Annotated in this window: 16 protein-coding genes; 1 reads left to right on the top strand and 15 read right to left on the bottom strand. The window is 35.3% G+C overall.

Translation table 11 applies throughout. The annotated features are described in order from the left end of the window. Nucleotides 1-85: 85 nt before the first annotated feature. The gene (locus BUR19_RS03225; protein WP_074233479.1) at nt 86-625 is read right to left on the bottom strand and encodes a nucleotide exchange factor GrpE; all 540 of its coding nucleotides are present in this window, start codon (nt 623-625) and stop codon (nt 86-88) included. 197 nt (nt 626-822) lie between these two features. Beyond that, nucleotides 823-2,370 carry a S41 family peptidase gene (locus BUR19_RS03220; protein ID WP_074233478.1) on the bottom strand — a complete coding sequence of 516 codons (1,548 nt, stop codon included), beginning with the start codon at nt 2,368-2,370 and terminating at the stop codon, nt 823-825. 115 nt (nt 2,371-2,485) lie between these two features. Here BUR19_RS03220 and BUR19_RS03215 point away from each other — a divergent pair, with 115 nt between their 5' ends. Next, entirely contained in the window at nt 2,486-3,151 is a 666-nt protein-coding gene (locus BUR19_RS03215; protein ID WP_074233477.1) for a head GIN domain-containing protein, read from the top strand. 57 nt (nt 3,152-3,208) lie between these two features. Here BUR19_RS03215 and BUR19_RS03210 read toward each other — a convergent pair whose 3' ends face one another. The 13 genes from BUR19_RS03210 to BUR19_RS03150 form a co-directional block, all read right to left on the bottom strand. Further along, nucleotides 3,209-4,240 carry a LacI family DNA-binding transcriptional regulator gene (locus BUR19_RS03210; protein WP_074233476.1) on the bottom strand — a complete coding sequence of 344 codons (1,032 nt, stop codon included), beginning with the start codon at nt 4,238-4,240 and terminating at the stop codon, nt 3,209-3,211. Between the two features lie 180 nt (nt 4,241-4,420). Then, on the bottom strand, nt 4,421-7,057 hold the full coding sequence (locus BUR19_RS03205; protein ID WP_074233475.1) for a pectinesterase family protein: 2,637 nt from the start codon (nt 7,055-7,057) through the stop codon (nt 4,421-4,423). A gap of 44 nt (nt 7,058-7,101) precedes the next feature. Next, nucleotides 7,102-8,409: a pectate lyase family protein gene (locus tag BUR19_RS03200; protein WP_074233474.1), complete on the bottom strand. Its 1,308-nt coding sequence runs from the start codon at nt 8,407-8,409 to the stop codon at nt 7,102-7,104. Nucleotides 8,410-8,614: 205 nt separating this feature from the next. After that, entirely contained in the window at nt 8,615-9,394 is a 780-nt protein-coding gene (locus BUR19_RS03195) for a T9SS type A sorting domain-containing protein (protein WP_074233473.1), read from the bottom strand. 465 nt (nt 9,395-9,859) lie between these two features. Further along, complete coding sequence (locus tag BUR19_RS03190) at nt 9,860-10,651, bottom strand: T9SS type A sorting domain-containing protein (RefSeq protein WP_175565861.1); 792 nt, start codon at nt 10,649-10,651, stop codon at nt 9,860-9,862. A 355-nt stretch (nt 10,652-11,006) separates the two neighbouring features. Next, a complete protein-coding gene (locus BUR19_RS03185; RefSeq protein ID WP_074233471.1) occupies nt 11,007-11,978 on the bottom strand; it encodes a pectinesterase family protein in 972 nt (323 codons plus the stop codon). A gap of 4 nt (nt 11,979-11,982) precedes the next feature. Beyond that, entirely contained in the window at nt 11,983-12,927 is a 945-nt protein-coding gene (locus tag BUR19_RS03180; protein WP_083600627.1) for an alpha/beta hydrolase, read from the bottom strand. Nucleotides 12,928-12,954: 27 nt separating this feature from the next. After that, nucleotides 12,955-14,622 carry a glycoside hydrolase family 28 protein gene (locus tag BUR19_RS03175; RefSeq protein WP_074233470.1) on the bottom strand — a complete coding sequence of 556 codons (1,668 nt, stop codon included), beginning with the start codon at nt 14,620-14,622 and terminating at the stop codon, nt 12,955-12,957. Between the two features lie 91 nt (nt 14,623-14,713). Then, nucleotides 14,714-15,550: a rhamnogalacturonan acetylesterase gene (locus BUR19_RS03170; protein WP_245799013.1), complete on the bottom strand. Its 837-nt coding sequence runs from the start codon at nt 15,548-15,550 to the stop codon at nt 14,714-14,716. Nucleotides 15,551-15,575: 25 nt separating this feature from the next. Continuing rightward, the gene (locus BUR19_RS03165) at nt 15,576-17,210 is read right to left on the bottom strand and encodes a glycoside hydrolase family 43 protein (RefSeq protein WP_083600761.1); all 1,635 of its coding nucleotides are present in this window, start codon (nt 17,208-17,210) and stop codon (nt 15,576-15,578) included. A 230-nt stretch (nt 17,211-17,440) separates the two neighbouring features. Beyond that, entirely contained in the window at nt 17,441-18,685 is a 1,245-nt protein-coding gene (locus tag BUR19_RS03160; protein ID WP_074233468.1) for a glycoside hydrolase family 88/105 protein, read from the bottom strand. A 31-nt stretch (nt 18,686-18,716) separates the two neighbouring features. Beyond that, nucleotides 18,717-19,733: a pectinesterase family protein gene (locus tag BUR19_RS03155; protein WP_245799012.1), complete on the bottom strand. Its 1,017-nt coding sequence runs from the start codon at nt 19,731-19,733 to the stop codon at nt 18,717-18,719. A gap of 235 nt (nt 19,734-19,968) precedes the next feature. Continuing rightward, nucleotides 19,969-22,533, bottom strand: coding sequence for a pectate lyase family protein (locus BUR19_RS03150; protein WP_074233466.1), 2,565 nt, complete (start codon nt 22,531-22,533; stop codon nt 19,969-19,971). Nucleotides 22,534-22,711: the final 178 nt, after the last annotated feature.

The raw sequence follows: 22,711 nt of genomic DNA, 5'->3' as shown, positions 1-22,711 counted from the left end.
TGATAGTTGATAAATTATAATTGACAAAAAATGATTGATGATAGAATCCAAATCATTTATCCATTATCTTTTATCATTTATATTCTTAGTTTCCTGTAACCACTTTTGCGAATCGAATCACTTTGTCGTGTAGCTCGTAACCTGTTTCTATCACATCAACGATTTTCCCTTTCAAATCTTCTGAAGGCGAAGGAATAGATGTAATAGCCTCGTGTAAATCTACATTGAAAGCATCACCTTGCTCTACGTGGATCACCTTCAAGCCTTTTTCTACCAATTTGCTTTTCAGTTTTTGGTAAATTAATTCGATACCTTTTAACTCTGCTTCGTTTCCGTTTTTGGAAATTTCTTTGATGGCTCTTTCAAAATCATCTAAAACACCAAGCATAGATGTCATCAAATCTTTAGAAGCATAAAGGTAGAACTCGTTTTTTTCTTTCTGTGTCCTTTTTTTATAGTTTTCGAATTCAGCATACAGACGGATGTATCTGTCTTTTTCTTCTGCCAAAAGTTCCTCGGCAGTCGGTTGTTGTGACACATTTTCCTGATTTACGTTTTCCGTAGCTTCAGTGTTTGTAGTCTCTGTATTCAGGTTTTCTTCGTGTATATCTTTGTTTTCTTCCATTATGGTAATTTTACAGGGTAGTTTTTTCAATTCCTTTGCCAATTATGTTTTTTTGTCAATTAGGCAGAGTTTGGGGTTGATTGGGGGTATAATTGGGTTTGGAAGTTTGAGTGGCTTGAGTATCTTTATTTTTTTTATAAAGAAGCTTTAATCGCTCGGATAAATACAGTCTGTTTGGATGAGTAAAGGAAAATAATTTACCGCACTACTTTACCTGTAATTGAAGTCCGAAAATCAATATCATCCATCACCCACTTCATTGTTTTATCTTCGGTATCAGTTAGATTTCCGAAATCTGGATCTATTTCTACATTTGGGATAACACCTCTGTGCTGATTATCAAACTCGATATTCGGACGGATTAGTAAAAGTCCGATTGGTAAAGCTAATTTAGAATGTGGCAAAATGACGGTATTACTCACGCCGGCAACTGTTCCGTCATTGGCACCGCCTGTTTCTTCGCCTACGATGGTTGCTCTTTTTTCGTATTTCAATTTTGCTGAAATCACTGATGATGCTGAAAAACTGGCACCATTCACCAGGACATAAATTTTACCCCTGAAAGCATTATGCTTCGGTTTGGTCGGTTTAGAAGCAAATTCTCGGAAGTAATACTTTTCATCTTTTTTAGAAGACATAAAATAATTGCCAGCCAAAAAGAATGGATAAGTAACAGCAATATAAATTTTTGAAAAAAACGTCTTTCCTCTGAAGTAATTCTGATGCATGCTAGAGGTTTTGGAAGTCATTTCCGGTGTTTTTACCAATACAAATTCTTTATCCGTAAGATAAGAATAGAGCGTATTGATTTCCGAAAGCGATCCTCCAAGGTTATCCCTGATATCCAAAATCAGATAATCTGCTTTGCTATGTTTTATCTTTTCGAAAGTCTCTTTATAAAACTTGCTGGCCAAAGTTGAAGAAAAAGTTTTCACTTTGATGTAAGCAACACTGCTGTCAGCTTTTATGAACTTAAAGCTTCTGTTATAAGTTTTGGAATTAATATCATAATCCTGAACTTTTTGTTCGGCAGTTACCTTTGATTGCACTTTATCTGTAACAAGTTCTTTATCGGTTTTACTCTGTCTTTTGATAGAAATATCTGCAATCCTATTATCATATTTGGTCTGCAAAGTAACACTGTCCAAATAGCCTTTCTCCAACGTATAATAATTCAGGAAAGCCAGATTAAGAAAATATTTTTGGTAGGTTTGATTCTTACCATCTGAACTGATGAGCTTTCTGTATTTTTTGATCAGGGCTGATACATCTTCTCCATTGATTTTCAAAATCTCTGTTCCAACTTTTAAATCCTTGATGTTCTCTTTATTTTCTTTAATAAAAAGCCTATCATCCACCACTTGATAATCCATCAAAGAAAAGAGAGGGCGCTTATTCTTAAAGGCTTTTTGTTCTGCCTTTGTATATCTTCTGGAAAGCGCTCTCAGTCGGAGATGACCTTCATTAATGCTTGCGATGACAGGTGACAGTTGGAAATAAAATTCATTAGGCGTCATTGGGTCTTTAAGACTGGTTTTCAGACTATCGAATTTATAATCCAAATCTTCTTTAGAGATGTACCAATAAAGTTCCGGATGGAATTTTTTCAGTTTATTATAAGTGAAATCAATATCTTTTTTAAGTTCAGAAACCGGTATTCTTTTCTCAAGTAACAAGTTGTTTTTCCTGACAGACTGACAAGACATTAGAAAAATAAATACCAATAAGAATAAAGCTTTTCTCATAATGAATAAAAATAAGATTATTAAATCACACAACAGTAATTGCAGAATGAAATTTAACATATTCTAACATAAAGTGGTTTTAAATTTGTTGCTTACAATTAAATTTAAATTAATAATGAAAAGTATAATTGTTGCAGCTTCTGTATTTCTGTTTTCTCAGTTTTCATTTGCGCAGACAAAAGATGTGGCGGCGTTCACATCACTCAAAGTCTTTGATAAAATACCTGTAGAATTGGTTTCATCCACTTCTTACAAAGCAGAATTAAGCGGAACAAAAGCCAATGAAGTTGAATTGGTTAGCTCTGGAAATGAACTGAAAGTGAAAATGAAAGCAACCAAATTATTGCAAGGCGATGATGTCAAAGTTATTCTTTACTATAAAGACATTAATCAGATCCAAGCCAGCCAGGGTGCAAAAATCACTTCAAGTGATCCCGTGAAATTCACCAAATTAGAAGTCACTTCCAATGAAGGTTCTCAGATTGATCTTAATATTGATGCTGATGTTCTTGAAGGAAAAGTCAACACAGGCGGAATTTTAAAATTATCCGGCGATGTGGAATCCCAAACCGTAGTTGTGAACACAGGCGGACAATACGACGGACAAAATCTGAAAACAGAAATTACAAAAATAACAACCAACGCTGGCGGAAATGCGTCCGTATACGCTTCTAAATCTGTAGATGCTACAACCAGAGCCGGCGGTGTAATAGATGTTTATGGAAAACCACAGATGAAAAATGAGAAAAAATTAGTAGGAGGTAAAATCAATTACCGTTAACAGTTTGATAGTTTAGTAAAAGTAGAAAGATAAAACTCCCAAAATTCGGGAGTTTTTTTATTTTTTTCTGCTGGACGATTGTCTAATATGAAGCGTTGGTGTCAAAACCAATTTTTTCTCGATACTGATTCCGGAAGAATTGTCTCTGATACTTTCCAGAAAAACATTTCCTGAGATTTTCCCCATCAAAACAGGTGTTTGGTCAACAGAGCTTATTGATAACTCCATAAATTGAGTAAAGGGCTCATTACTGAAACCAATTACGCCAATATCCTGAGGGATTTTAAGTTTAAGATTTTTGATTTCTTTGCATGCACCTAAAGCTGTAAAATCACTGGCAGAGAAAATAGCATCCGGTTTCACTCTGCGTTTCCAAAGACTTTTCATAGCACTGATTCCTTCCTCGATAGAACTTCCTGTATTGATAATATTTTCCTTAAGGATAGGTAAATTATGATCTTTCAAAGCATCAATATAGCCATTCAAACGGTTTTGATAAATTTCCAGATTCTGATCTCCAGAAAAATGGCAAATGTTTTTATAACCTTGGTTAATCAAATGTTCTGTTGCCTGATAAGCGCCTTTGTGGTCATCAATCGTGATTGTACTCACGCCCGGGATATCTTTTTTTCTATCAAAAAGAATAATTGGTGTGTTGGTTGTGCTTAGGATTTTTCTTACATAATCCATATCAGTCGTGTTTCTTGATATCGAAATAAAAATACAATCTACCTGAGTGTGCAACAACGTATTGAGTTGTTTCTTTTCTATTGCAGCATCATCGTGACTTTGACAAATAATCACACGATAGCCGTGAGGAGACAGTTCTTCCTCTATTCCTCTAATGACGGATGAGAAAAAATTGGTATTGATATAAGGCACAATCACACCCACAGTTTTGGTCTCTCCACTTTGCAGGGCTTTTGCCAAATTGTTCTGTTTATAATTCATTTCCTTAGCCGTAGCAGCGACCAATTCCTTGGTTTCCTGACTAATTCTTGGATGGTCGTTTAGCGCTCTGGAAACAGTCGCTACACTTACATTCAGTTTTTTGGAAATGTCATATATCGTCGTGTTTTTCTTGGTCATATATTCTTTTTGATGAATATTCGTTTGTTGTAAATATATAAATAATACCCGTCACAACTGCTTCCGGAATCAAAATAATCTTTTGATTTCTTTTTTCAGTTTTACAATTCCTAATTTCCTATCAGATAAAAAGCCGTCCCATCAAAATGAAGACGGCTCTTATTATGAAAATTAAATTGTTTACTTTTTAATAAGTTTACCAGTTGATTCTCCAGAATTGGTTTTCAAATTGTAAAAATAGATTCCGGTTCTCAAATCTTTTGTATCGATTGTCAAATTATTCAGTCCTTTCTTTTCGTTGCTTGTGATTGTTTTCACAACTCTTCCGTTCACATCATAAATTTTAATATTAACGTCAGAATTAGATTTCAAATCAAATGCAATGGTGACCTGATCTGCAAACGGATTTGGGTAAACCAAAAGCTTACTGTTTTTGATATCATTTACTGCTAAAGTTTCAAAGTCTATATTAACCGAAGCTTCCGGCATCCAATCGAAAACGAATGAAGGATCTGTATCTTTTTTGAAAACGTTAGAAACAGTGTAAACCTGAGATTCAGTTGGCGTTAAAACTACTCCACCATTGGCTCTCTGTGCTAATCTGTCAGGCGTCGCTCCAGCTCCGGTATTTCCATATTCTACAAACGTTACTGGAAGCGCCCCATTAATTGGTGTTGTCCAACCTGTTGCATTCAGCATAGAAGGTGTTTCACATGTGATGAAAGCTGATTTTGGTGTATTCTGCCAAGCTCTTCCAAAATGGAAATTGCTGATTACTGTTCCATTAAAGTCAGTTGTTCCGGCTGCTGGTACAGTCAAATTACAATCCAAAAAAACAAATCCGTATTTCGTAGTCGCTTCTGTAGAAGGTGCTGTTACAACACTATTGTTACGATTAATATAAGTTGTACAATGGTCAAAGACAACCGTTTGGCGTCCAAATATGAAATCCACATTTCCTTCGATATAACAATTCTTAAAGTAAGCTCTTCCAATACTGTTACCTAGATATGTATCCTGATAACCTAAAATCTTACAATCGTAAAAAGCCTGACGATCGCCCTGTGTTTTAAGCGCTACAGCCTGAGTAGATGAATTGATTTGAGTATTAGCTGTTGAATTGACAAATGTATTGGCAACTGTAATTTTGGACGCTGTAAAATCACTTCCGAAAATCGCCATCGTTTGTGATAGAGAAGTTCCGTAAGCAGATCCTGTATCAGGATTAATGTCTCCAGCAGAAATATTATTGGTAATAACAGTTGTATCCGCATTATCTCCAACCAGAAAGACATTAATCTTATTAGCTAAAAGCGTCGGTCTTTCTGTGTAAGTTCCAGGTTTGATATGAAGAATCCATCTTCCTGTGTAATTATCCGGCACTGCATCAAAAGCTGCCTGTACAGTTGTATAATCTCCAGAACCGTCTTTAGCAATTGTTTTGATTACATCTGGTTCAGTAGCTTTTGTATTAACGGTAGCTTGAGAACCATAAGAAGTTCCAGCAGAATTGGTTGCAAATGTTCTAACATAATATAATGTAGAAGGCATCACACCATAAGCATAAGATGAAAAAGCGCCAAGACCCGTTCCTGTAGAAACTTTTGTGGCATTATTAATTGTTGGATTCTCCGCTGTTGAATAAACGATTCCTCTCTCTGTTACATTGGCACCACCCCAATCTGTAACGTTTCCAGAAACCACAAAAGACTTATTGGTAACCTGAGATTGAGAAGTTGTTGTTACTGTCGGTGCAATAATATTGGCTAATGTTGTAAAACTAACCTGACTTCCGTAAGATGTTCCTGCAGAATTGGTTGAGTAAGCCTTAACAAAATAAGTTGTTGCCGGTAACAATCCTGATAAATTACTTACATACGAGCCTGAAGTCGCATTTTCAGTCGTTTTAGAATCTGCGATTGTTGGATTTTCATTAGTACTGTAAACAACACCACTTACTGTGATAGCACCACCGCCGTTGCTGGAAATTGTTCCTCCTGTAACCGCTGTTGTTGTGGAAATAGATGAGATTGCTGTTGTAGAAACTGTCGCAGGATTAGCAACAGAGCCTTCCATAGTTCCGGATATTTTTACATTTCTAAGTGCAAATTGTTTCCCTGTAGTTGCAGAAGCTATGTAAGGATAGAATCTAAGATAAAATTTTTGACTTCCAGAGATTACAACCGATGTTGCTAGAGTGACATCCAGAGTTAACGCTTTTCCGCTAGGTGTTAACTGAGTCGCACTTTTGATCTGAACTCTGTCCGAGAAATCAGCATTCAAACTATAAAATGCCTGATAATACATATTACTAGTTCCACCAGCTCCAACCTGAGCTTCTACTCTATTGATGGTAAAAGTGCCGCTATTAGTCGCGTTAACCTCAAACTGAACATATTTGGTTTCATCCACAACCGCTGTACTTCCGGTTCCCGTCCAACTATTGGTATTGGTTCCCGTATATTGATAGAAATCGACATTACTATCAGCTGTTCCATCACCTGTAAAATCAACTTTGGAATTGACTTCTGTTTTTAATATTGTCGTTGGATAACTTACTGCTGATTCCAGGTTACCTTCTAAAGATTTTGTTGTAACATCTGCAATCAAAGGCCAGTTGACAGAGGCTGGCGTAGCTTCAAATAGTCTTGAATATTTTTTTGAAGATTCTGTTTTATTCGTAATTTCCTTTATTGAAGAAAAAGATGGTTTTGAATCATTATAGACAGAATCTGAGAAAAAAGAAATGCTCTTTCCGATTCCGAAAATCGTAGCTGTACTGAACAGCACAATTGGCAAAATTAGACTTTTTTTCATGAGTAGTTAAAGTTAGTAGTTAAGTGTAGTAATTTGATTCTAATTTATTTTACAATCACTTTTTGGGTGTAAGAACCTTTATCAGTTTTTACTTCAAAAAGTTTTACACCTTTACTCAATTTTTTAATTGAAATTGAATGGATTGTATTATTCCCTTTATTAATATTTCCCTGATAAATTGTTCCTTCCGATTTTCCTGAAATATCTGTCACGTTAATTTTTACCAGCTGATTATTTTCAGAAAAAGCTTTTAAAGAAATCTCTTCCGAAGCCGGATTTGGGAAAAGTAGAAATTCAGATTTTGACTTGGAATTAATTTCGTTAGTAGCTAAAAAAACACAATCGGTTGGTTGTAACAAAACTGCGCCTGCTCCAGTCATTACCGTTTGTTTTACATCCTGAGATGCAATTTTGTTAATCGAGTAAGGCGGCGTAAAAGCTGTTCCTGAACCTACTGCTGTTCCCGATGTTCCGACAAATGTATTATCAACAGATTGAGCTGCAGTGAAATTCCCGGTTTCTAAACGGATTGGATTTTTCACGCCCTCAAAATAATTACCTTCTATTAGCAAATCTGCTTTATAACCTGCATAAATACAGTAATTACTTACAGAACTATTAAAATAATTATTCAAAAGATGAACTTTTCCGTAACGTACTCTAGGCATTCTTTCTCTTACACCATTGGCCCACCAACAATATTGCATCGTAATTCTCAATTTTCCTTCGTCTTGAGTCGCATCATCTCCGGAACCAAAAAGATTAGAGAAACGGTGATCGTTGCTTCCGCCAGAACCGCCAGGAATCGGAGCTTTCAGATATTCAAATTTTGTCCAGGTTATAGTGATCAGATCAGAAGCATTTTTGATATCAAGATTACCATCCAAAGCATCCTGAAATGTACAATGGTCCACCCAAACATTGGTACAGTTATCAATGGTCATATTATCATTTCCATCTACATCATAAGCACCAGGACCTTCAAACGTGATATTCTTTATCAAAATATTGGAACTGCTTTTCAAGGTCAGAATTCCTGAACCGCCAGCCGTAAGATCTGTAGAAATCAATCTAGCGCCGGCTAAACCTAGAATGGATTTGTTGGTTTGATTATTCAACGTCAAACGTCCGGCAGCAGGAAAAGTAATTTGCCCCGAAACGTGGATTACTTTTACCGATGTGCTGTTTACAGCAGCTCTTAACTCAGCATAAGTCGTAACAACAGTAGGAGTTGCTGAACCGCCTCCTGTAACACCATTGGTTGAAGCCCAACCGGAAACAGGACATTGTGCATTTAGATGGGTAATAATAGCTGATGTAAGAAATGTGAGTATTAAAAATATTCTTTTCATTAGAAATAAAAATGTGTAAAAATTGATAAGAAGATTAAAGTTGATCTAAACCACATATAATTGATTAACAGTAATTTAAATATCAAAATTATTTTAATTAAGGCAAAAAAAAGTTTGATAAAAACAGGTTTCATCAAACTTTAATTAATGAAAAATTTAATTCAGTTAAATTTTTATTGATTCTCTATATGCTGTAGAAATAGTCTTATCTAATTAAAACTTTCACAGACTTTTCACCTGCCTGAGATTTAAGATTTACGATATATAAACCTTTAGTACTCAATTCAAAGTTAGCATCAGTAGAAGTCGTCATAGATTTTACCAAAGATCCGTTCGCATTGAAAACATTAACCTCTGTATTTTTAGACTCAAGATTAGAAACTACTACTTTGTTTCCATTGGTGTAAACTGTAGCTTTCATATCTTTCTTCACATCATTTACACCAAGAACTGTGTTTCCAACGTTAGTAGCTGTAATTTTATAAATATTAAGAGACTGATCTCCGTAGATATAAATATCTCTTGCAGGTCCAGCATAATCATAAGTATAGATAATACCATCTTGCGAATTAGAATAAGTTTTAGAAGCTAAAACAGCAGTTCCTGTACCTATGTATAAAGTACGATCTCCTGCGCCACCGTTTTTATACCAGATAGTAATGGATGAATTACCATTTGCTTTAAAGTATATGTAACGTTGTGTAGGTGTTGTGTTAACTCCTGTTGAAGTATAACCTCCTCCATTCAGTTTGAAACGTTTTGATGCAGAATAGCCATCTGAAAAAGTAGCAGTATTAGCTTCCACAGCTCCAAAATTAACAACAGTTTCTGGTCCAGGAACCAATGCCAGATTATTTTTCACTTTTGCAGTTTCACCGGATATTATTGGCCACGCAGCAGATGAAAAGTCCCAAGTAGTTTGTGCTTTTACGTTTCCTACAGTAGCAACAACTGCAAATGCTAAAAGAAGTAATGATTTTTTCATGATAAAATGATTTATTAATTGTTTGTTTAAGTTTTCAATGCAATCGATTACACAAGTATTTGTAATAATTCGACGGTTCTAATATAAAATTATTATTCAATTCCAAGATATTTTTTTTTAATTTAATATTAATTTTCTTTAACACTAGACAGAAAGTCTTTATTAATAGTAGTTTTAGAATAAAATAATTAATGAAAATTTTGATATTAAAATCTTGAAAAAGTATTTTTTTGAATTAAAATCTGTGCAATCGGTTGTCTTAATTTAACTAAAAACATAGCCAAGTTCTTGAAATAATTAAATTTTAAAAAAAAATCGATTATCAATATCATAATAACAGACTTACATTGTTTCAAATAAAAATATTAATATTAAATCGTTTGAAATCAAACAAAAACCCTTAGAATAAAGATTCCAAGGGCTTTCTTAAAAAAATAATATGAAAAATATTTATAACTTAACTTTTTATTTAATCATAACCTTTACAGATTTTACTCCAGCCTCAGATTTCATATTTACAACATAAACACCTTTAGTATCGATCACAAAATCAGTATCAAAAGTCGTTTTCAAAGATTTGACCAACGTACCATTAGCAGAATACACATTAATTTGAGTATTCTTAGCGTCTAAATCTTTGATGTAAATTTTGTTTCCTGCAGAGAAGGCATTTAGTTTATTTTTAGACTTCACATCACCAACAGCCATTGTAGCATTATCAGTATATTCTATTTTGTACAAACTATTATCACCACTTCCAGTCGTAATCAAGATGTTTCCAGCAGCACCTGTATAAGTGTAAGTCGCAATAGCTATATCAGCAGTTGTATTTCCCGCAAATGTTGTTGAACTCAGCACTTTTCCAGTTTCGTCCGAAATCAGAATTGACCTGTTAGCTCCTCCACCTCTTGCCCAAAACTTAATCACAGCATTGTTAGATACAGCAAATTGCAAATACCTTCTTGTTGGCATAGAAGTCGTTCCTACAGCAGGATTCGTAGAACCGCTATAACTGTTACCGCCAAATTGTAAACGTTGAGTTGGAGCATAACCGTCGTCAAACGTCGCAAGACTGTTAGTCGCTATAGTAAGGCTGCTGCCTCCTGTAACAAAGGACAAACCATCTACAGTTTTATCAGTCGCAATGGCACCAGCAGGAAATTTTGAAGTATCACTAAAGTCCCAGGTTTTACTTTGAGCATTGAATGTAACTGCAGAAATCCCCGCAAACATTAAAGAAAATAATAGTTTTTTCATAATAAATGAGTTTATAGTTGTTTGTTTCATCTTAGTTGCGCAATCGATTACACTATTTATTATAATTAATCGACGGTTCTAATATAAAATTATTTCTATGTCATCCAATATTTTTCTGAAAAATTTTTAGAATCGGGTTTAATTTAAATTAATAAATAATTAAAATTTGCTTTAAATAAAGAACTTATGGATTAAATAATTGTTTAATTATTTATTGAGCATTTTATCCTTAAAATATAATAAATAAAGAAAAACAACGCAAAATTTAAGCAATCGATTGCATAAAAATTCCCAAAATCTTAACTGAAAAGTCAAAATTTTTGAATCGATTAAAATTTCTTTTTGTGCAACAATCTTATGGAATCCAATTATCCGACTTTTTGAAAATATTTTCAATCGAATAGTTTTTCAATTCTTTTCCAGAAAGCTGATGAGACCATTCAACTCTTTTGTCGGGATTTGAACCGTTTCCTTTACTTCCAAATTCTGCATAGAAAGCCGTTTTTTCTTTATCCGGAAACATTTTATCACCTTTCCAAGGATTCCAGCCTTCTAATAAAATATGACTTTCCATAGTTGTATTAATGAAAACTGTCTTTGCAAATGGTCGCCAAGGTCGCCCAAGATAAACTTTGGTAATGTCTTCTTTTGCAGTCAAATGACAATCGATAAAAACAAAACCAAATTGATTGTCTTTACTTGTTGCCGCAGCAGTAATGTAAGAATTCGCTAAACTTTTGATTTCACAATTTTTGAAAACCACAGTCGCCTGACCGAAAATAAAATCCGTAGTTCCTTCTATATAACAGTTTTCATAATATTGCCGGCTGTGGTCTGTTGCTGCGTAAAGTGTATCCTGACAACCCAAAATTTTAGAATTTTTCATTACAAACCGGTCGCCTTCCACGTGAAGTGCAACGGCTTGTCCTTGATTACACGACGAATTTTTAATCGTTAAATTCGAAACCTTAATATTATCTCCAACAACTAAAAATGTGTAAGAATTAAAAGTATTGAGCTTTTCATTAGTCAAAGGATTCAGTTTTCCGGAGAAATCATCATTTGTAATGATTGTATTTTCTTTGTCTTCGCCTTCAATTGTAATCAAATGTTTTGAAGAAGGAATCACAATTTTTTCATTATAAATCCCTGATTTAATCTTAATAAAAGCTTCAGCAGGACCTAAATCTCGAATCGAATTAATCGCATTCTGAACTGTAGTAAAATCCCCAGAACCATCCTTAGCAACTGTAATCGTGATATAAGGCGATTGTGCAAAAGACAAAATTAATGATAGAAAACCAAGAAAAGAAAATAATTTTTTCATTGGATTAATTTTTTAAAACTTTATCCAGAAAATCAACAGTATATTTCAAAGTCTCATCAAACCAAGGCTGAACCAACCAAAACGAATGCGGCGAATCTTTGATTTCGTGAAATTCTGTCGGGATATTATAATTTTTTAATAGCTTCATCATATCATCCCTTCCAGCGTGAAATCTAGATTGGGAACTGTTGATAAACAATGTTGGCGGCGTACGTTTCCCAACATATTCCAAAGGTGAAGCTTCTTTCCAGATTTGGAAATTTTGGGCTTTTGTCGCTCCAAACCAATAAGCAGCATAAGTACCTTCTTCCGAGTCGGGATGAATGAAAGAAACGATTCCATCGATATTGACAATCGCCTGAACTTTGTTTTTCACACCGACCAAAGTTGCCAGCTGCGCTCCGGCAGAGTTTCCACCAACTGCAATTTTCTTTTTATTAACAGTAAATTCTTTGTGATGTTTCTTCAAAAATTTCAAAGCATCTTCGATATCTTCAACTGCTGCAGGATATTTTGCATCGTCGCTTAAACTATAATTGATTGCCATCGCAACATAACCTTTTGAAGCTAATTCCTGAGCAAGAAATCGTTCATTTTCTTTACTTCCTGAAATCCATCCACCACCGTGAACCAGAATAATCGCGGGATATTTCTGAGCCGAATTTTCAGGATAATAAATATCTGCTAAAAGTGATTTTCCGTTTCTGGTTTTGTATTCGACGTCTTTTTTGACTTTGATGTTTTTCGGAAATTCCAGATTCAAAGGCTGAATGAAAGGATATTTCTTTATCAGCTTTTCATAAGTTCCTTCAATGGTGTAAGGCTGTGCTTTTGGTCTTTCAATTTCCTGAGAATAAATCTTTGAAATCGAAATCAAAATAATAGAAAAACGGATGAAAATCTTCCGCAGATGACTATTGTGATTCAAGTTAGATTTGGTAGGTTTCATCCGTTTTAAGAAAAAATATAAGAAAAATTATTTTACTGTATTCTTCGGAACATCTTTGGAGATAGATAATTTATCGCCTGTAATTCCTTTCGGTAATTTAATAGCCTTAGTTTTACTTCCGATAACCCTTATCAAAGGTGTTTTAGAAGATTCCAAAGTCAATCCGGAGATGTCCACGTTCTTACTGTTATAGATTGTTGCACCTATTCCATCGGTATATTTTATTTTGACATTTTTTAATGTAATTCCGTCCGCATCCACGATGGTTAAAGCTTTCTTGGTATCGAAATAAGAATCTTCAACAATAATATTTTTAAGATTCATTTCAGATAAACCGTTTAGTGACAGAGCTTCGTAAGAATTGGAAGCTGTGATATTTTTGAAGAACACATTTCTGAAAATCGGAGTTTCGTCTGTCACAGGAATATCCTTTACGACTCTCTTTTCGTCATCTGCATTTTGGTCTTCTTCGATAATTGGCGAATTGCCTTCATAGAACATATTGAAACCAATCACTTGAGCTGGAATCCCAGTCATATCAACATTGCTAATCCAAATATTCTCGACAACACCACCTCTTCCTCTCGTCGTTTTGAAACGAAGTCCAATGTCCGTTCCGATAAACGTACAATCCGATGCGTGGAGATTTTTTACACCGCCGGACATTTCGCTTCCGATAACAATTCCGCCGTGTGCGTGGTAAACTGTATTATTTTTGATGATGACATTTTCTGTTGGAATTCCTCTGTCTCGTCCGTCTTTATCTTTTCCGGATTTGATACAAATCGCATCATCTCCAACATCGAAAGTATTATTATAAATCAAAACATTCTTACAAGATTCCAAATCCAAACCGTCGCCATTTTGAGAATACCAAGGATTTCTAACTGTTAAATTTCTTAAAATCAAATTACTTGACATCAATGGATGAAGATTCCAAGCCGGGGAATTTTGGAACGTTGGTCCGTCCAAAAGTACTTTGTCACAACCGACTAAACTTACCATAACCGGACGAAGAAAATCTTTCACAGTTTCCAATTGCTCTCTTGTTGTCAACTTTTCAGGAATATTGAAATTTCCTGTGCTTTCGAAACCTCTTTTCGAACTTTCACTTGGGAACCAAATCTTCTTATCAACTGACAAAACGCCACCTTTTGACAATAATTCTTTCCATTGTCCATCAGTCATTTTACCTTTTTTCACATATCTCCAAGCGTCGCCATTTCCGTCAATCACACCTTTTCCTGTAATTGCAATATTGGTAGCACCTTTTGCAGAAATCGGAGACTGGCAACGGGTTGTATTCAGGCCTTCGAAACTTACATCAACCAAAGGATAATCTGCAAAATCTCTGCTGAACATAATCAAAGCGCCGTCTTCCAAATGCAGATTGATGTTGTTTTTCAGAACAATTGGTCCCGTTAACCAGATTCCTCTTGGAATGACAACTGTTCCGCCACCTTTTTGAGATGTTTCGTCAATGGCTTTTCTAAAAGCTTCGGTATTTTTTACAATTCCGCCAGAAACAGCACCAAAATTTTTGATATTGACAGAAGTTGCGGGAAAAGACGTTTCTGCAACTGTCGGCATTTTGAATTCTACATTTTTGTAAATATCAGAAATGTTCTGTCCAAAAGCATTTCCTGAAACTAATGTTGCTAAGCTTAAAGCTAAAATTTTAATCGTTTTCTTCATTATTATCTTTTTAAATTCCCGCAGATTAAACTGATTTTAAAATTTGCTATATCAATAAAATCTGCGAGATAAAATTTAAGTATTTAAAAAATTATTTCTTGCTTACTATTTTTTTGAATTCATTGTAAACCAGCTGAGCGACTGCTTTTGCTCCTTCTGGCTGGAAATGTGTGTCATCCTTTTGTCCATTCGGATAAGCTGTGAATTTGCCTTCGGGAAGATTCATAAAGTAAGTTGTAGTCACGAAATCTTTTCCTTTTTGTGTGAAGAATTCTCTGGAAAGTTTATTCAAATCGATAATGTCAACTTTTTGTTCCTGCCCGACTTCTATCATCGCTTTTGCATAATCTACGTGACTGTCGCCCAAAACGCCGTCTTTCCAAGGATAATTTCTGGAAACAGGCGTTACCAAAATCGGCGTTGCTCCTTTCTCACGAACCTGATGAATGTATAATCTCAAATATTCCTTATAACCAGCAACATCTACATAACGGTCGACTTTTTTCTCCGATTCGTCATTGTGACCAAACTGAATCAAAACCCAATCTTTCGGTCTTAGATTTTCAAAAATATAACGCCATCTGCCTTCCTGAAAAAACGTTCTTGTGCTTCTTCCGCCTTTGGCTTTATCAACTACTAAAACATTTTTTGCTAATGGAGATTTGAAAGTTTTGAGACTATCTGTTACAAAAAACTCCTGAAAAACACCGCCCCAACCTTGCTGTGGATAACGTTTTTCCTGATAATTGCTTTCCAAAGTATAATCTGTCAACGTAGAATCGCCAGCCAGAAAAATATTGGTCGTATTCTTATCTGTTGAAGGCTTTACAATTTTTTCTTTTTGATTATCCTGTTCTGTCTGAGCAAAAGTCATCACAGAACCTGTGATAAAAAATACTGTTGAGATATTTTTGAAGGATATTTTCATTTTTGATAATTATAATTTTTTCGTTTTAATTTTTTGTAATTCTGAAAAAGTCAAAATCTGCATAACCACCTCTCGAAACTTTTGGGTCGCTCACAGAATAAAGTCCGACTTTTGCGCCTATCCACTTTCCTGGTTTTGCCTGAAATGTCTCGCCAATATTTTCAAATTTTTTCCCATTTTCGCCGTAACTGAATGTACAGATTCCATTAGGTTCGTTGACATTGACTTTTAGGTAAACCTCGTTTGATTTTAATTTGATTTCGTTCAGAATTTTTTCTTCGCCACCTTTATCCGCTTTTTGAGCTTTCCTCAGCTGAAGATAAAATCCGTCAGGTTTGTTTGTAATCACTAATGACTGATAATCCATTCCCATTACCAAAATCCCGGCGGTTTTTCCTTCTTTTACATCTTCGGGAAATAACTTAACTTTTGTAGTGGCTACGAAATTTGGAGCTGGGAATTTCTGAGTTAGAAGATTCGGAACATTCCAAAGATTTTTTTCGCCATCCGGAATTTTGATTGAGAATAATCTGAGATAATCTTTATCAGGAAGTTTGGCTGACCAAACTATATTTTCATTCGCACTCCATTGCCATTGCAAACCAATCTTATCATCATTGAACTCATCCGATTCTGCAGGTGTTTCTATTGGGTATGATTTTCCGACATTCGGTTTTCTGAATGTCAGAACTGGTTCTCCAATTCCATTTTTATTAGTATCAATTCCAATAACTGGCCAGTCTTTTTCCCACTTCATCGGTTGAAGATGGACGATTCTTCCACCTGCATCGACATCCTGAAAATGGTAAAACCAATCTTCGCCATTCTGCGTATCCACCCACGCGCCTTGATGTGGTCCGTTGATTTTGGTTGACCCTTTTTCTAAAACAATTTTCTCTTCATAAGGTCCATAGATGCTTTTCGAACGCAATGCCAATTGCCAGCCTGTCGCCACGCCACCAGCCGGAGCAAAAATGTAATAATAACCATTTCGTTTGTACATCTTTGGACCTTCAACGGTTGGATTCGCATCGTGTCCGTCGAAAACGTGAATACCTTTGTCAAGAACTTTTGTTCCTTCCTGATTCATTTTATTGATGGTCAAAATACTCTTGACTCCTGCTCTACTTCCTGCCCAACCGTGAACTAGATAAGCTTCGCCATTATCATCCCAAAACGGACAAGAATCTATAAGACCTTTTCCTTCCATTACCAAAACAGGTTTTTCCCATTTTTCGAAAGGATTTTTAGTTTTCACCATATAGATACCAAAATCAGGATCTCCCCAATAGATATAATATTCATTGTTGTGAAAACGGATACTTGGGGCCCAAACACCGTCGCCACGTCTTGGTTGATTAAAATGTTCTTTTGGAATTAAATCGGTAACTGCATAATTCACCAACTTCCAATTGATCATATCTTTCGAATGAAGAATCGGTAAACCCGGCATTTCGTTGAAGCTGGAAGCAGTCATAAAATAATCGTCTCCAACTCTTATTGCATCTGGGTCAGAATAATCCGAATACAAAACCGGATTTTTATACATTCCGTTTCCTAGATCCGAAACCCAGACTTCTGAAGCATAAGGTTTTGTTTTTTGAGCAATGATTGGATTAATTGCTAATGTCAATAAGGAAAGGATAATATGTTTTTTGATTGTTTTCAAATTTCCATTTTTTCAATTATGTTCTTTTGTGACTTCGTCGAACCACTTCGTTAGGTTTCTTGAAACAAAAGAACCAAAAATTCAAGACTGTAAACTTTTAGCTACAAATTGAAATTTAGTTCTAAAAAGTTCAAACTCGCTTCGCTCAAACAGTGAACTTTTCTTAACGCCCGAAATTATAATTTGCTTAACGCAAAAATTTTAATATCGTTTTTGTAATTCTATTTTTCCAATTCTAAACTGGCAAGGATAAAAGGCCCGGTTCCTTTTGGATCGTTGGAACGGATTTCTTCATTCACATAATAATCGTAAGTTCCGCTTCTATAAGGTGTTCCGCCTAATCCTGCCACTGCACAGTTTTTATTGAGGTTAACAACTCCGTTAGGTTCTACTGTAATTAGATTTTTAAGTATTCCAGCGTAGGCTTTTTTTGCAACTGTTTTATAAGAAGTTGGAAGATATTTCTTTCTGGCTGCTTTTGCAAACGTATAAACAAACATTGATGAAGCTGAAGCTTCCAAATAATTTCCTTTCTGTCCGCCTTTATCCAAAACCTGGTACCAAAGTCCGGTTTTTGTGTCCTGAACTTTCAGTAAAGCTTCTGAATAAGATTTCAAATAACCAATCAATTTTGTTCTTCCCGGATGATTTTCTGGCAAATAATCCAAAACATCTACGATTGCCATTCCGTACCAACCCATTGCTCTTCCCCAGAAATTTGGAGAAAGTCCGGTTTCTTTGTTCGCCCATTGTTGTTCCTTGCTCTCATCCCAACCGTGATACAACAATCCTGTTTTAGAATCAACCATATGTTTCTGAATCACATCAAACTGATTCACAATATCAGTATAAGCTTTATCAGCTTCTGCACCTTCATTAAACAATCTTGTGTAAATCGCATAAAAAGGTTCCGCCATATATAAACCGTCTAGCCACATTTGGTTCGGGTAAATTTTCTTGTGCCAGAATCCACCTTCCGAAGTTCTTGGATGATTATTCAATTGCGATCTCAACAATTGAGCGCCTTTCAGATATTTTTCGTCTTTGGTTGAAAGGAAAAGATAGATTAAAACATTGCCGGAATTCAGCATATCGAGATTGTACTTGTTGATATCATAGGTTTTGATGGTTCCATCTTCATTGACTAATTCGTCTGCATAAGCTTTGATATAATCGTAATATTCTCTTTTCCCCGTTTTTTTGAATAGTTGTTCCGCGCCTTTCAAAACCAATCCGTTGGGATAGCTCCATTTCGGCGATTTGTGAAAATCCAGCATCCAGGCTTCGGGGAAACGCTTCATCTCGGATTGCATCATTCTTTCTGACCAAGGTAATTTTGTAGAAATCGTTTGTCTTGTAACTTTCGAAACTTGTTGATTGGTTTGCTTCGGTTGTTGTGCACAGGAAAAAAATAATCCTGAAGCTAAAGCTGCGATGGTTAATATTTTGAGTTTGCTGAATTTCATTTTAATTACTTTTACTTTTTAATACTAACTTTTATTTCATTTTAAAATTCCAGTTATCTTTTCCTGAAAGAATATTTTTAATCGAATATTCTTTGGATTGCTCTTTGGTTAATTGATGAGACCAAGCGACTCTTTTTTCTGAATTAGCTCCAACTCCTTTCGAATTGAATTCTGCATAAAAAGTTGTTTTTTCAGCTTCCGGTTTTTTCCAATTGTGCCAACCTTCCGGTTTTATGACATTCGAAATGTCTATATTGATAAAAACTGTTTTAGCAAAAGGTCGCCAAGGTCTTCCCAGATAAACAGATTCTGGTTTCGCCTCGCCTTTGATTTTGCAATCGATGAAAACAAAACCATATTTGGTATTTTCCGGTGTTGAAGCTGCTGTAAGATATGTTGCGCTTTCTTTCGCATAGATTGTACAATCTTTGAAAACTGCTGTTGCTGCACCGAATATGAAATCTGTTGTTCCCTCTATATAACAGTTTTTGAAATAATGCCGGATTTCTCTTTTTGGTGTGGGAACATCCTGCTCGCCTTTCAAATATAAAGTATCCTGAAATCCTATAAATCTACAATTCTCAAAAATGGCTCTATCGCCTGTAATCAAAACGGCAACAGCTTGTCCTACTTTTCCGGCATCATTTTGAAACGTGATATTCTTTGCTGAGAAATTATCTGAAAAAATGAAAATCGTAGAAGAACCTGTCGTTCCCATTTCTTTTCCTTCAGCATTTTTCTTAGATGCAAAATCATCATTCACAATAATGGTTTCTGCCAAACTTTCGCCTTGAAAATAAATAGCACCTTTGGTTGCTGGAATTGTAATTTTCTCTCTATAAATTCCTTTTTTTATGATGATTTTAGTTTTAGATTCAAACCTATCTTCAACTGCATTGACCGCTTCCTGAATTGTTTTAAAATCTTCTCTTCCGTCTTTTGAAACTGTATAAACTTTTTCAGAATTATGAATAACGCTGAAAGAATTAATAACAATCAAAACAAGAATGAAAGAAAAAAACAACAATAGATTTTTGGTTTTTGACATCTTCATTGAAATTTTTGAACTTATTTTAAACACAAAAGTCACTAAGTTTTATTTTAATAATTAATGTTTTTAAGGTCACTAAGATTTTGACTTCGTTGATATTTCAATTATGAAATTGAGCTTATCTTTTTTTAAATATACAAGTTTCCACCCCTTTCGGGATGAAAACCTGTATGAATTTAACAATTAAATAATGTGATCTGAAAACTACAGATAGACATTAAGTTATGTATGGTTATTTTTTGATAATCTTTTTGGTAATTGTTCCTTTATCAGTTGTGATGCTGATGATATAATTACCTGATACAAGGTTTCTCAAGTCAACTGAATCCGCTTTTGCATCAAAAATGTTCTTAACCAAAGCACCTGCAAAATTGTAAACTTTAACGCTCAGAACTTTTTGTCCAGCGGTGTTGATATATAAATGATCTGATACCGGATTTGGATATAAAGTGACCTGGGCTTTGTTAATATCGGATGTTGCCATTGTTGAATAAACCGTCTTGATATAGTACAAGTTGGTTGTATCTCCTTTTGTAATCGTGTGTTCTCCAGCTGCAACATTAGGAATTGTAACAATACCGTTGTTTGCTGTATAATTCACGCCATCAAACTTAACCACTTTAGCAAAATCAGCATCGAAAACCAAAGTTAATGTAGATTCTGCTGTTGTAGTGTATTTGATGCTTGTAGAAGATTCCATTTTGAAACGTTTTGTCAACGTTAATCCGTCGTAAGACTGAGAACCATCCGTAGAGTTCATATTACCTGTAATTGCATAGAATGTACTTATTTTTCCAGATGTTGTGAAGTTGTGAATCATTCCATCTGTTGATCCCGGATTTCCAGGTGTACCAACTGTTACTGTTCCACTGATAGAAGCTGAAGTTCCTGAAGTGCCAACAGTTGTAACCGTGTAAGAAGTATTTTGAGTTGGCGTTCCAGTAATTGTAACAGTTTTTGCCATTGTATCTTTTGTGAAAGTAAGACCATTTGTGACACCAGTTAATGTAACATCTGTCGCATCTCCACCCCAAGTGAAGACAATTGGAGCAACTGCCGCACCTGTAGCAACCGTTTGATCTTTGTTTCCAGAAGTATTAACCAAAGTCTGAGAACTGCCTTCTGCCTGAATATAAACCATAGAAGTCCCATAGTTGGTCAACGCAGATTTAAGACCTGTAATTACAGCGTACGATTTGTCATCCACAGCGTTGTCGAAAGTCCATTTGAAATCGCCACCTTGGACACGTCCAGCATAAAGTTTAGTTTTGTCTCTCGCTACAGTTGGTTCTTCAATTGATAAATTTTTCACGTAAAGCGAAGCATCTGTATCAAAGTTATTATAGGTTTTTGCACCCACTTTCGACTTCACAGTTGCCGGAACAGTTTCGCCACGAGTTGCTGCTAAGTAAGCATCAAAATCTGTCAATGAACTGATTTTCCCTTCGATATTATATAAAGGATTAGGGTCTGCATAAGCTACAAAACGCATAGAATTGGTTGCAATATCAGCGTCCATCAAGTTATTAAAAGCCTTAATCATACCTCCATCTTCGCCGGAGAAAGTTCCCTGATTAGTTGGATCATTCATTTGTTTTGAAGGATTCCAAACATCTGTTCCCTGAAGCGAGATCATCATTGGATTTTTTGCATTGCGGAAATAGTTTCCTTCTAAAAATAAAGATGAACCTTCTGTAGAGCCAGAACCATATTTAGCAATTCCGTCAAAATAATTGTTATAAATATGAGCTGAATAATAACGAACCCTTGGATGTCTGGAATCTGAATGATCAAACCAATTGTGGTGGTAAGTCACGTACAAACCAGCAGTTGTATTTTCACTTAGGCCTAATAAACTTGCTTTTCCAGAATCCCAGAAGTGGTTGTAAGAATACGTTGCATAAGATGTCCCTTTGTTATCCAATGCGCCATCTCCTTTGATCTGATCTGCGTCGCTACCTGCGTGTCCGTAGAACAAATCGTTGTTATGAACCCAGATGTAAGAATTGTTTTGCTGCATCCCAATATTATCACCTTCGCTGCTGTCACAATTCATAAATCCAAGATTGGCAATCTCAATATTGGTTGCATTCTTAACACGAATTCCCCAACCGTTGGCTGTTGCATCGTCCCCAACACCTTCTACAGTGATATAACTTAAATCGTTATTCTTATTTTCAACCACAAGATCTCCACCTTCCATATCGGTAAAATCTGTGATATTACCTACCAGTCTGAAAATATATGGTCTCTTATCAATTCCTTTTTTGATTCCGGAAAAGATATTCTGGAAGCCAACATAATTAGTTGTATTTCCGTTGTTATTCGTAATTACATTGAAAGAAATGGTGTTTTTACTTTTTTCAGTGATGTAAAGAATGACTGCATTATCTTTTGGTGTTCCGTCAGCTTTGTATCCTCCTGGAACTCTTCCACCGTGGAAAGCAAAACCATTTCTGTCCTGGGATAAAACGGTCAAAGTACCAGTTGTAGAGCCAGAACCTTCGATTCCCAGAATCACAGGCTTAACAGTAATTGTATAGTTTCCTGCTTTTAATCCCAAAACATCAGCTCTCAGATATGATCCGTAGCTACGAATCAAATAATCATCGACCTGCTTGTTTACCACACCTTCTCCGGAATAGTAAACATTATATCTTCCGGCATTTTCCACCGGTTGCCATTTTACAAAGGCAGTTTCTATCCAGCCTGCTGATTCGTTGAACGTAACAGACTGTCCTGATACCTGCATAAATGCAAGTAAAAAGAATACATAAAGTAGTTTCAGTTTATTCATATAAAATTTATTAAATGAGTTTTTACGAGTTTTTATAAAAAGTAATTATTATAATTAGTGTTGAACCTCAACGAACCCATCTCATTAACTAATTTTAAATAATATCAGAAGTTTTTGTTTAAAAATTTGGACAAAGAAGTCCTTAGAGTCAGCTCCGTCAGGGCATAAAACCCTGACA

The sequence above is a fragment of the Epilithonimonas zeae genome, from assembly GCF_900141765.1.
GTDB classification, from domain to species: domain Bacteria; phylum Bacteroidota; class Bacteroidia; order Flavobacteriales; family Weeksellaceae; genus Epilithonimonas; species Epilithonimonas zeae.
Note: the sequence above shows the minus strand (reverse complement) of the source record. Positions and strands in the feature narration are given on the sequence as shown.